Annotated in this window: 15 protein-coding genes and 1 tRNA gene; 11 read left to right on the top strand and 5 right to left on the bottom strand. The window is 34.9% G+C overall.

The genetic code is table 11. The annotated features are described in order from the left end of the window. Nucleotides 1-200 precede the first annotated feature (200 nt). The 6 genes from PKC21_01745 (at nt 201) to PKC21_01720 (ending at nt 4153) form a co-directional block, all read left to right on the top strand. On the top strand, nt 201-863 hold the full coding sequence (locus PKC21_01745; protein HMR24054.1) for a tetratricopeptide repeat protein: 663 nt from the start codon (nt 201-203) through the stop codon (nt 861-863). Nucleotides 864-903: 40 nt separating this feature from the next. Further along, a complete protein-coding gene (locus PKC21_01740; GenBank protein HMR24053.1) occupies nt 904-1530 on the top strand; it encodes a hypothetical protein in 627 nt (208 codons plus the stop codon). A gap of 5 nt (nt 1531-1535) precedes the next feature. Further along, nucleotides 1536-2633, top strand: a complete 1098-nt coding sequence (locus PKC21_01735) for a PQQ-binding-like beta-propeller repeat protein (protein ID HMR24052.1) — start codon at nt 1536-1538, stop codon at nt 2631-2633. A gap of 56 nt (nt 2634-2689) precedes the next feature. Continuing rightward, a tRNA-Met gene (locus PKC21_01730) sits at nt 2690-2766 on the top strand. 153 nt (nt 2767-2919) lie between these two features. Further along, on the top strand, nt 2920-3477 hold the full coding sequence (locus PKC21_01725; protein HMR24051.1) for a hypothetical protein: 558 nt from the start codon (nt 2920-2922) through the stop codon (nt 3475-3477). A gap of 157 nt (nt 3478-3634) precedes the next feature. After that, nucleotides 3635-4153, top strand: a complete 519-nt coding sequence (locus tag PKC21_01720) for a hypothetical protein (protein ID HMR24050.1) — start codon at nt 3635-3637, stop codon at nt 4151-4153. A 13-nt stretch (nt 4154-4166) separates the two neighbouring features. Here the strand turns inward: PKC21_01720 and PKC21_01715 are convergent, their stop codons facing one another. Then, nucleotides 4167-4535 carry a glutaredoxin domain-containing protein gene (locus PKC21_01715; protein ID HMR24049.1) on the bottom strand — a complete coding sequence of 123 codons (369 nt, stop codon included), beginning with the start codon at nt 4533-4535 and terminating at the stop codon, nt 4167-4169. 74 nt (nt 4536-4609) lie between these two features. Beyond that, the gene (gene rpsN, locus PKC21_01710) at nt 4610-4915 is read right to left on the bottom strand and encodes a 30S ribosomal protein S14 (protein ID HMR24048.1); all 306 of its coding nucleotides are present in this window, start codon (nt 4913-4915) and stop codon (nt 4610-4612) included. A 188-nt stretch (nt 4916-5103) separates the two neighbouring features. Between rpsN and rpmG the strand changes: the two genes are divergently transcribed. Continuing rightward, nucleotides 5104-5295 carry a 50S ribosomal protein L33 gene (gene rpmG / locus PKC21_01705; GenBank protein ID HMR24047.1) on the top strand — a complete coding sequence of 64 codons (192 nt, stop codon included), beginning with the start codon at nt 5104-5106 and terminating at the stop codon, nt 5293-5295. Between the two features lie 33 nt (nt 5296-5328). Beyond that, nucleotides 5329-5601 carry a 50S ribosomal protein L28 gene (rpmB, locus tag PKC21_01700; protein HMR24046.1) on the top strand — a complete coding sequence of 91 codons (273 nt, stop codon included), beginning with the start codon at nt 5329-5331 and terminating at the stop codon, nt 5599-5601. Nucleotides 5602-5700: 99 nt separating this feature from the next. Here rpmB and PKC21_01695 read toward each other — a convergent pair whose 3' ends face one another. Continuing rightward, nucleotides 5701-6285 (bottom strand): hypothetical protein, encoded by a 585-nt coding sequence (locus PKC21_01695; GenBank protein HMR24045.1) that lies wholly within the window; start codon nt 6283-6285, stop codon nt 5701-5703. A 29-nt stretch (nt 6286-6314) separates the two neighbouring features. Next, the gene (locus tag PKC21_01690) at nt 6315-7172 is read right to left on the bottom strand and encodes a hypothetical protein (protein ID HMR24044.1); all 858 of its coding nucleotides are present in this window, start codon (nt 7170-7172) and stop codon (nt 6315-6317) included. Between the two features lie 129 nt (nt 7173-7301). On the opposite strand from PKC21_01690, the gene hemH reads away from it, so the two are divergent. After that, on the top strand, nt 7302-8330 hold the full coding sequence (gene hemH / locus PKC21_01685) for a ferrochelatase (GenBank protein HMR24043.1): 1029 nt from the start codon (nt 7302-7304) through the stop codon (nt 8328-8330). 4 nt (nt 8331-8334) lie between these two features. After that, on the top strand, nt 8335-9009 hold the full coding sequence (locus PKC21_01680) for a hypothetical protein (protein HMR24042.1): 675 nt from the start codon (nt 8335-8337) through the stop codon (nt 9007-9009). A 68-nt stretch (nt 9010-9077) separates the two neighbouring features. On the opposite strand, the gene PKC21_01675 is transcribed toward PKC21_01680, so the two are convergent. Then, complete coding sequence (locus tag PKC21_01675; protein HMR24041.1) at nt 9078-10217, bottom strand: citrate/2-methylcitrate synthase; 1140 nt, start codon at nt 10215-10217, stop codon at nt 9078-9080. A gap of 165 nt (nt 10218-10382) precedes the next feature. Here PKC21_01675 and PKC21_01670 point away from each other — a divergent pair, with 165 nt between their 5' ends. Beyond that, entirely contained in the window at nt 10383-10952 is a 570-nt protein-coding gene (locus tag PKC21_01670) for a hypothetical protein (GenBank protein ID HMR24040.1), read from the top strand. Nucleotides 10953-11041: the final 89 nt, after the last annotated feature.

The raw sequence follows: 11041 nt of genomic DNA, 5'->3' as shown, positions 1-11041 counted from the left end.
CATGTTTATAGCTGTTGGCTTGATATTAACAAGTAGCGGGGAATCGAACCAAGGGTTCGTTTGTTGTTTGGCTCGCTTTGCTCGCATCTCCCCCTTGGTACCACAGAGCTTTAATTATTTTATTCAATTGATTTGAAAATGAGGTAATGCAATCAGCATAAAAAATAGACATTTAAGCGTTCTCTTGTTACGAAGCTGCGATGGCAAGAAGTAAAAGAAAACAGTTTAGGGATGAGATTAAAGCTCCTGACCAATTTGAAAACTTTTGGGATTCAATTGGAGGATGGTTTGGAGAACATAAACAAAAAATCATAGCAATTGTTGCACTTATAATATTGGTTGCTGTGGGCATAAGTTACAAAAAATCATTGAATGATAAGCATAATGTTGTGGCTATGGATGCTTTTATTGAGCTTCAGGCTGAAATAAAAACTTTGGATAATCCTAAGGATAAGGTTGAAAAAATAAACCAGTTTATCGATCAATACAAAAAAGCAGATATTGTAGGTATGGCTTATATGTATGCTGGTGTTGAAAATATGAATGCTAACAAAAGTGATGAGGCAAAAAAATCTTTTCAATTGGCTAAAGAAAATTTGCCAGAAAATCAAAAGGTTTTGGCAATGGAGTCTTTGGCTAATTTGGCTTCTAAACAAGGGCAACTAGAAGAAGCGCAAAATATATACAAACAAATTTTGGAGATGGAGAAACTCCCACTAAAAGATTATTATACTTGGAACTTGATTGTGCTTTACAAACAAAACAACAAGCAAGAAGCGCTTAATAATTTATGTGCTAATTTTTCTGAGAATTATCCAGAGTCTTCATTTATTGATAAAGTGAAAATCTATTGTGCGCAATAATTTGAATTATTTAGGACATAGCAAGTTGAAGGCGAGCTTAGTGAAATACATTTTTTTTAGCCTAATCTTATGCTTGGGTTGTGCTCACGCTTTTGAACTGACCAAACAAAAAACAACATATTTAGATCGTCCTAATCTTACTTTAGGAATTGGCTTTGGAAGTACACAGTTGGTTGCTGGTGGGGATGATATAAAGGGAAAACATGGCATTTCTTTCCGTGTGATGGCTGGACATCATTTAAGTAAAAATTTAATTGCAGAAGTGTTTTATCAAGTTTCAGGGTTTAGATTTTACTCACCTGACCCAGTATCAGGTGCGGAGCCTTTACTAACAAGAGCTGGAATTTCTGAACAAGTCATAAGAGCCAGTTATGTTTTTGATAAAAAACGCTTTCAACCCTATATCTCAGCGGGAATAGGGGGGTATCACTTTTTTGGTGAAGATGCTCAAACAGCATTAGCTTTTCCCTTTAGCTTTGAAGTACCTGTTTCAGTGGGCTTAAGAAGCTTTTATGCTAAAGATAGGTTTTCTTTTGATATTGAGTTTATGTACAGGTTTTTATTGGGTGAAAATCAAGAACAAGATGTTTTAAATTTACTTAATGTAGATGAGATATCATTTAATGCAATTTCAATTATGGGAATATTTACCTTTCATACATTTTAATGCTTATGTTTAAAAAAACTTACATTTTAGGCTTGGTGTTGCAGATGCTATTTATGCAGGCCTGTACAAAAGCACCGCTGACTTTAGTCAAACAAAAGGATGTTGCTTCCGGACTTAAAACCGGATTCAAAAGCAATTATTTGGGCTTAGGATCTTTTGTTGAGCATGAAAACTTTGTTTTTTTTGCGCTTGGCCCACGTAAAATAGCTGTTTACGATCTTAATAAACAAAGAATTGTTAAACGCTATAAATTAGCGGCACAAGTTGATAGTGCGCCATATGTAAAGGATGAGTTGTTATTTGTGGCAACCATTAAAGGTCAAGTTTATTGTATCAACCTTAAAACCAAAAAAATAATGTGGATGAGTGATATAGCGGAAGCTGCCATTGGTGCAGTTGCTGGTGATGATCGCTTTATTTATATAACAACAGCTCAAGATAGTGTTTTAGCATTGGATCAGTCCTCAGGAAAACAACTTTGGAAATACGAAAAAGAGTTTTATGAGGCCAAAAACATGACAGGATTGTGGGCGGCTCCAATCATTGATTTAAAAACAAAAACAGGTCAATTTCCACTTTTGGATGGTAGATTGATACGGCTTAATTTAGAAAATGGTCAGGTTGTGGGAGAAAACACCGAATTTTCTGAAAGTAAAAATGAAGGTTTATCCGCGCATAAACAATTTAATCAGTATGTTTATATGTCCCAATACAAGTCCAAGGCAATGTTAAAAAACAATGAATCTGGTGATATTGTCTGGGAAACCAGTAATTTAGGAACCTATGCGCTACCTGTATTGACTCAGGAGCATGCCTATTTCCCACTGTGGGACGGTAGTGTAGAAAAAGTAAACTTAAACACGGGTCAAGTTGTGTGGACATCCAAAGTTAAGACCAATTCTTGGTTGTCTATGGCAAAGTACAATGCTTTGCTGTTACTCTCAGATGCAAAAGGCAATACCTATGTGCTTGATAGCAATGAGGGTAAGCTTTTGTGGACATACAAGCACAGGAGAAATTTAATTGGTCATCCTGTAATTTATAAAAATAAAGTCTTTTTATTTACTCAAGAAGGTGCCATTTATACCCTAAAGCTAAGGTAAAATGTAAAAGTTTTGCTTAGCATGTCTGCTTGTGTTATGAAGAGCAATCTTTTTGTGGCGACGTAGCTCAGTTGGTTAGAGCGATGGTCTCATAAGCCATAGGTCAGCAGTTCAAATCTGCTCGTCGCTACCACTCCTTGCCATATTTACTTTATTTCTGGCGTGAATATAACGCAGTGCCTAAAATTCAGCACTTTGTTTCTATGTTAAACACTTGAAAAGATTAGTCTTTTTTGTGGAACAGTTTTTGCATATATAAACAAGTATGTATGGAAATGAGGTGTATGTGAAAATGATTAAAGAATTAAGAAAGATTGTTTGGGTTATCTTACTATTAAGTGTTTCAGTGGATGCAAAAGTTTTAAGACATAATGAAATTTGGAGCAAAGAGTATAAAGTACAGGACAGGTACTATAGTTCAACCAGCAATACCAATAATGTGGTGGCATTTAATTTACGTGATGGAGATATCTTGATTGAAGTTGATTATGCTAAAAGAGTGATCAAAGCATTTTCAGGTGTGGTTAGAAATATTACTCCTTCAAGTTATAAAAATGTTAAACCCAGCCTTGATCCCAAAACAGGCAATCAAAAGGTTAAAAATATTCTTAACCTTGAGCAAAAACAATATGCTCACAATGGACGTCAGGATAGAGTGCTAGAGTTTGATGTTAAAACCAGTAAAATTGCTTTAAACTCAAAGCAAATGCATGCTCTTGGTGAAGCTGAAACCATAAGTGTAGATTTACAAAAACGCTACAGCAGTCAAGGCTATTCTTATTTTGTTTTGTTGCTTAAAATTGATCAGCAAGCTCCTATTGTACTATTGCCTTGGAAAGCGTAATAAAGCCGTTATAATGCTTTAAAAAAGATTTAGGACAGGTGTTATTTTTATGAACACTCGGCTGATTGGGCTAGAACCTACAAGGCCTTCGCTTTTCATAAAAATAATCTTCTTCCATGAACTATCAAACTTTTTTGAATTAAGATAAAGTATCTTGATGGCAAAGCTTGCTTTACAAGAGATTAAACCTAGCAAACCAGGTTTTGCCAACACACTGATTGTAAGAAGTGTAAGTCATACCATTGTGATTGATCCATCTTTAAATCATGAAGCCATTTTAGCAGCTTTAAAGCCCGAGGATACCCAACAAAAACAATGTGAATTATGGCTCAGCTCTTTGCATATGCAGGGGGGTCCTTATATCAATGAGCTGGCGCAAATACTGAACCTTGCTGTTTATGCGCCATATAATTTCTTGCCTCATTATAGGCAGTTTCCTCAAACGGCAAAAAAACTGAATTTATGTGGGGTTTATCAACCCAAGATAAAAGCAGATTTAGTACAGCGCGTTCATCAAGTTTTGAGTCATGAAATTAAAATCTATACTTTGTCTTCCTGTATTGCACTTCACTTTGTTTCGTTACAACGATTATGGTGCCAAAGCATATTTTTGAGCCAAGAAGATAAAAAAAAATTAAATAATATAAAGCTTGAGCAAATAACAATAAGCAATTGAAAATATTTAAAAATTAAGCCTTTAAAGATTTTAGGAATGCTATTATTTTTTCTGGAGGTCGCGCAATAATGCCAATCTCAGATTTAAAAAGCAGAATAGGGCGTTGTAATAAGGCTGGTTTTTTACTTATGGTAGCAACAATACTTTCATGGTTTAAGAGAATATCTGGGCTTAAATCATATTTTTTTAAATCATCCTTACGAATAATGTCTTCTGCCCTAAGGTTAAGAACGCGGATAAGATTATGTACTTCTTGTTGGGTTAGGCCGTTTTCTAGGTAATCAATGGTATGGTAAGCATAATTCAATTGATCAAGTAACTCAACCGCCTTTTGGCATTTGCTGCAGGATGGGTTGTAATAAAGTGTTAATGCATGTGACATAATAAAAAAGCAAGCTTTAGATATATAAAGCTTGCCTCATTTTAGAACTGTTTTTATTTAATATGAAGCTTGTGTTACCAGCTAGCTTTTCTAACGCCTGAAATTTGCCCCTCAGAAGCCAATTTTCTAAACATTAGTCTTGAAAGCTTAAACTTACGATAATTGCCTCTTGGACGACCAGAGAGTAAGCAACGGTTTCTTACACGAGAAGGAGCCGAGTTTCTTGGCAATGCAGCTAGTTTTTGACTAGCAAGCATTCTTTCTTCAAGAGGAATGGTTAAGTCAGTGGTAAGCTTTTTTAAAGCCTCACGCTTGGTTTGATATTTTTTAACAAGATCAATTCTATGATTGTTTTGTGCTATTTTTGATGTTTTTGCCATTAGGAGAGCTGATTTAACGCAAGAAAATATAAAATGCAAACAAAAAATGCATTATTAGCTTGATTTTTTTGTCAATTAAAGTAAATCAAGCCAGCAGTTTGTAATTTTATATGTAAGGCCTAGATTTATGACCTAATTTTAGGGTTAAATACTCTTAAAGCAGGTATAGGGCTAAAAAGGATTGAATCATGCGTGAAATTGTTTATTTATTGTCAACAGCGGGAACAGGGTATTTTTATACAACCATGCGCAATAAGAGAACCAGTACAGAAAAATTAAAAATTAAAAAGTATGACCCAAAAGTAAGAAAACATGTTGTTTTTATTGAAGATAAAAAACTGAGTAAGTCAAAAGGAAAAGACTTTTCAAGTCAATTGTAAGCGTTAAACTAGAAAGTTTCAGGAGACAGTAAAGTGGCTAGAGTATGTGAAATAACCGGAATTAAACCATTAACAGGGAATAGAGTCAGTCATGCTAACAATAAAACCAAGCATAGACAGTTACCCAATTTGAAAGCTAAAAAATATTATATTCCAGAAGCAAAACGCAATATTACCTTAACATTGTCTACCAGTGCCATTCGCTCTATCGAGAAAATGGGGGGTATCAGTGCAACATTGATTAAAACTGATGCATCCCAGTTATCTGAGCGTCTACAAAAAATTAAAAAGCAAATTCAAGCTTAACTTTATTTTTTAAACTAAAAACCCCTTAAATTTTTTTCAGTTTAAGGGGTTTTTTATTTAATAAAATTAAATGGTTAAGATATGAAATCAAAGCTTTGCTTAAAGGTTTCTTAAGATTTTGACCAATGTGGTTAACTTACTCATTTTGTCAATGGGTGCGTTAACCGCAAGGTTAGAAAATTGATAGGCAATCTGTAAGGTTTTACTAACATGTTCAACCTGTGATGCTTGATAGGTGTTTTTTTGTTTTAGTTGGGCTTCAAGGGTGTCTAAACCTTCAATAGCATCATCTAAGATACGCAGCTCTCTGGCTTTAAAAACATTGGCAATAGAACGCCATAAGTGCTCATCCACTTTATAATAATACTTTCTATCACTGGGTACTTTAACCCGTTTGGCCACACCCCATTGTTGCAATTCTTTTAAAATGGTATTGACATTACCCGCAGAGATAGCAAAGGCTTCTTGAATTTGAATGGGGCTTAGAGCAGTTTTTCTGAGATAAAGCAACGCCCATACTTTCCCTAAAAGCCGTTTAAATCCCCATTGCTCAACCAGATCAGCAATGATATTAGAAAACATCAATTCTTGTTCGTTGATCAAAGCTGCTTGAGGAGATGTTTCTAAATTTGATGTAGAAACTAAAAGATCAACTGATTTGTTATTGTGTTGTGTTTTATCCATGTGTAGTTTTTTTACTTTACCATAAATATTTATTCAACAGCAGCAATCATTTCATTATCATTTGGCCATTCCATCCAAATTCTTTGCAGGGAAGCAATTTCTTTAGCATGTTGATTATAAAATGTAGCCAATTGTGTTGCTTTTTCTTGAAAATCTTTTAATTGTTGAGGACTTAGCTCTGTAATATCAATGGACCGATCGGTTTGATAATATTCAACAAAAGCAATTCCTTCGTTTAAAGCCGATTCAGCCTTTAAAAGTTCATTTTCAAGCGTTTTTGCCTGCTCAATTTGTGCATTTAGGTTAAGGTCGTACTCTTGTGCTTTAAGATTAATAAGTGTCTGTATAGATTCTCTTATACTTTTTACCATTGGATTAACACTATCTTTTGTAGAGTTTAAGATGGTTTGAATAGCAAGCAAGTATTGCTCTATGTCACCTTCTGTTTCAATACCAGCATAGCCTTTAAACACCTCTAGTATTTGAACACCTAAGGTATAGCCAAGTGTTAATTGAACCATAACACCTTCAGCACCTCCTATACGATCAATGCCTTCCATTAGACCTAAAGAAGCTTCCATGGTTTCTTGCATTGTATTGACAGAGTTGCCAATATCAAGGGCTGAAATTTGTGCTAAAACATTTTTAAGTTGATCTATCATCCCATCATCTTCCGTAAATTTAGAAAAACTATTGATGGTTTTAGACATCTCAGCAAAGTTTCTTGAAATATCATTCATAGGTTGAGACATTTTGTTAAATTTCTCATCAATTGATGCATTCAATTGCTCCAAATTTTGATTGGTTTCTTTTAAAATCTTGTTGGTTGTACAGGAGCTTAAAAAGAAGACCAGAGATAGAATTAGAATTTGTTGTTTGTTTTTCATGGGCAGTATTCTGAATATTCAAAAATAATTGAAAATTCAAATGATAAATTGTCGCACATGTAGATTATGTTGCTGTTTATGAAGTGACATAAAGTGTTCATTTTTAATCAATTGTGCTAGAGGAAAAGTATGAGCCCATTAACTGTTGATGCTTTGATGTTGGTTTCTTTTGGTGGACCGGAAAAAAATGAAGATGTCATGCCGTTTTTAAATAATGTACTTAAAGGCAAGCCGGTTAGTGAAGAGAGAAAAAAACAGGTAGCAGAGCATTATTACTTGTTTGATGGTAAAAGCCCCATCAATGAGCAAAATTTGGCATTGATTGAGTGTATAAAAAGAGAATTAGAAAAAAGAAAAATTGATCTTCCTATTTATTTTGCCAATCGTAATTGGCAACCTTATATACATGAAACCATACAAAAAGTGGTTCAAGACCATAGAAAAAAAACTTTATGTATGTTTACATCAGCCTTTTCATCTTATTCAGGATGTAGGCAATATAGAAACAACTTAGAGCAAGCAAAAGCAGACTTAGAACAATCTGATAACTTTGAATATGAGGTTTTAAGAAAGTATTACAATCATCCTAAATTTATTGAATGTATTGTTGAGCGTTTTAAAGAACAGGAAAACAATCATGGTATAAGCTATAAACAAGCAGATACTAAAGTTTTATTTACTGCCCACAGTATTCCCATGGCCATGGCCAATTCTAGCGATTATGTCCTACAACTAGAAGAGAGTTGTCACTTGGTTGCTCAATTTTTAGGTTTGGAAAATTGGGAACTGGTGTATCAGAGCAGGAGTGGATCGCCACACATTCCTTGGTTGGAACCCGATGTATGTGAGAGAATTGGGCAACTTTCACAGGAAGATAGCAGGATAAAAAATCTTTATGTCTGTCCCATTGGTTTTATTTCAGATCATATGGAAGTGATCTATGATCTTGATATGGAAGCTAAAACAATAGCCGCAGAACAAAAGATAAATTTTATTAGAGTATTAACACCGGGCACACATCCCATATTTGTTTCTATGTTGGTGGATTTGGTGGAGGAAGTGTTGTACCCGCAAAAAAATAAAAAATTAGCAATTGGTAACTATCCGGCTAGAGAGGTTTGTCCTCCTAACTGTTGTGAATGGGAAAGAAGAGGGTAAAAAAATGTCAAAACAAGTAATTATTTTAAGATACAAGCTAGTGGTATGGTTTTTGAGTCTAGGTTTTGTTTTTTTATTGTCTTCCTGTGCCAGTAAAGCTAGCAAAAAAAATAGTTTGAATAAACAGCAAAGTACCAGCGATGCTGTTTTAAGTAGTAGTGAAAGCACTCCTCAAGATTACTCATTTTTGTTGGGAAAATGGCAAGGAGAAGTGATGACCAATAGTTCAGATCCTACTGGTGGGGGAAAACCAACCTTAGGTGAAACAGGTACAGAAGTTTATATTAATCTTTTTAAAAATGATCAGGGTATAGAAGGTACTTTGGATATTGGTCAAGTTCAAGAACAGTGGCAGTTTATCAATGAACAACATATTTGGTCTGATAACAATATTAAAGTTTATACCCAGGAATTGGCACAGCAACAACTACCTAACTGGATTAAAGCACGCATCATGAATTATAAATACAGTGATCTTGCGGTCTTTAAGTATTTATCTTGTCATAAGCTTGAAGATGTTGATCAAGCCTGTGAAGTTAAGAAAGATATACCGGCAGGTATTATTGATAATGGTGTTTGGGTATTTATGATCCAAGGTGAAAACCTTTTTGTTAACGTTTATTATTCATATCCATCGGGTGGACAAAGGATTTTAGAACAAAAACTGAGTAAACGGTAAATTGAGTGCCAGTAAATCACTAAAGGTAGTGCATTTAAAGCACTTTATTAAAAAGTGCTTTAAATTTTTTATCGGTTTTGGATATGAACAAAGGTTTTGTTATGATCACCGGTGTAAACTTGTCTTGGTCTATAAATACGATTGTCTTCCAATTGCTCTACCCAGTGAGCTAACCAACCGCTGACACGGGCTGCAGCAAAAATAGGTGTGAAAAATTCTTGAGGAATTCCCAATTGGTAATAAACCAAGCCAGAGTAGAAATCTACGTTAGGGTAAATTCCTTTTGTAGCTAAACGTTTTTCAGCCTCGGTTTCCAACTTTTCAGCAATGGCAAGTAAACCATCAGCATTTTTAAACAAATCTTTGGCCAAGTCTTGTAAAATGACAGCTCTTGGATCTTTGGTTTTGTAAACTCTGTGACCCAAGCCCATAATTTTTTGTTTGTTTTGAATTTTATTGTCCAAGAAGGCTTCCACATGATCAACATTTTCAATTTGACGTAAGGTATCCATCACGGCTTCGTTAGCACCACCGTGAAGAGGGCCTTTTAAGGAAGCAACAGCACCTGCGATCATTGCAAATGGATCACTGAGTGTTGAACCAATAACACGTGCAGTAAACGTAGATGCATTGAGTGTATGCTCCGCATGTAAAATTAAACAAGCATCCATTACTCTACGTTCATAATGTGAGGGTTCTTTATTGGTAAAGCTTAGCAATAAATTTCCTGCTATCCCCAACTCGGGGTCAGGAGTAAGAGTAGCCATACCTTGTTGGTGCCGGTAAAATGCTCCAATAATTAGGGATGTTTTGGCAATCAAAGTATAGATTGCTTTCCACATATCCTCTGGAGTAGCTTTCTTTGGGTAAGGACTCACCATACCCAATGTTGCAATACCGGTTTGCAAGGCACTCATAGGATGCGCTTGAGATGGGAAAAGTGAAATTATTTTTTGAATTTCTTCAGAAATAAACATGCGCTGATTCAGGTTAGAAATAAAATCTGTTAATTCTGACTGCTGAGGTAGTTTGCCCGTTAATAATAAATAAGAAACTTCTTCAAATGTGCATGAGTCTGTAAGGTCTTTGATTGAAAATCCACGGTATTCCAATACACCATTGATGCCATCAACAAATGAGATAGAAGACTTACAGGCGGGGATGCCTTCAAGTCCAGGTTTAAAGTTATCTGGGGTTGTATTTTTCACAGGATCGCTCATGCGCGCACTATCGCTGGAAATGAAAAGAATATCAAGCTTTTTAGTGCTATAGATTTAAAATTATAGCTTAAATCAACAAGCGGGTGATAAAAGATTTAAGATTTGACATGATGCACAACAAATGTTATGAAACGCGAGTATTGGGGATATTCTATGCAAACAATTAAACGAATAATAGTAAAAATCAGTTTAATCTCAGGTATTTTATTAAGCATCAATGCTTTTGCAAAAGAAAATCAAAAGTTTTATGGCGCAAGTAATGCTGAGTTGGGTGCGGTTGAGGTTCAATTGTTTCATCTTGGTAAACGCTACGTTAATTTTAAAAACCACGCTTGGGAGCAACGCCACTTTTGGACATTAACAGCATCTGTTTTTGGTGATATTCTGGAGTGTGAAGACTTACAGACATGGCACTATTTTAATACGGTCATTGATAGAAATGTTACGCAACGCTATATTTATTGTGTCAGTGAAAACAGTCAGTATGGGTTAAGAGTGCGATTTAATCATGATTTTGATTATTTAAGTCCTGATCGACCCTATGGTGTATTAAAATCAAACATTGGTTATGCAGAAGTTTATATGAAGAGCATTGGTAACACTAAAAATGGTAACTATAGAAATCCTGACACACGTTTATTTGATCGGTTTACCATGCCAAATGAACATCGACTGGCCAAGATTGATTTGCACGAAGAACAACCTTCTACATTGAATGACTAATACTATAAAGAGAGATAATATATTACCTTTATATCTAATTTGTTAAAATTATATTTTGCAAGTGGTGTATTTTTTATATCATATGTTTT

Source organism: Oligoflexia bacterium (assembly GCA_035326705.1).
GTDB lineage: Bacteria > Bdellovibrionota_G > JALEGL01 > JALEGL01 > JALEGL01 > JALEGL01.
Note: the sequence above shows the minus strand (reverse complement) of the source record. Positions and strands in the feature narration are given on the sequence as shown.

Coding starts and splice junctions, on each gene's coding strand:
- PKC21_01745 (HMR24054.1), top strand. CDS start 201: ATGGCAAGAAGTAAAAGAAAACAGTTTAGGGATGAGATTAAAGCTCCT.
- PKC21_01735 (HMR24052.1), top strand. CDS start 1,536: ATGTTTAAAAAAACTTACATTTTAGGCTTGGTGTTGCAGATGCTATTT.
- PKC21_01720 (HMR24050.1), top strand. CDS start 3,635: ATGGCAAAGCTTGCTTTACAAGAGATTAAACCTAGCAAACCAGGTTTT.
- PKC21_01715 (HMR24049.1), bottom strand. CDS start 4,535: ATGTCACATGCATTAACACTTTATTACAACCCATCCTGCAGCAAATGC.
- rpsN (HMR24048.1), bottom strand. CDS start 4,915: ATGGCAAAAACATCAAAAATAGCACAAAACAATCATAGAATTGATCTT.
- rpmG (HMR24047.1), top strand. CDS start 5,104: ATGCGTGAAATTGTTTATTTATTGTCAACAGCGGGAACAGGGTATTTT.
- PKC21_01695 (HMR24045.1), bottom strand. CDS start 6,285: ATGGATAAAACACAACACAATAACAAATCAGTTGATCTTTTAGTTTCT.
- PKC21_01690 (HMR24044.1), bottom strand. CDS start 7,172: ATGAAAAACAAACAACAAATTCTAATTCTATCTCTGGTCTTCTTTTTA.
- hemH (HMR24043.1), top strand. CDS start 7,302: ATGAGCCCATTAACTGTTGATGCTTTGATGTTGGTTTCTTTTGGTGGA.
- PKC21_01680 (HMR24042.1), top strand. CDS start 8,335: ATGTCAAAACAAGTAATTATTTTAAGATACAAGCTAGTGGTATGGTTT.
- PKC21_01670 (HMR24040.1), top strand. CDS start 10,383: ATGCAAACAATTAAACGAATAATAGTAAAAATCAGTTTAATCTCAGGT.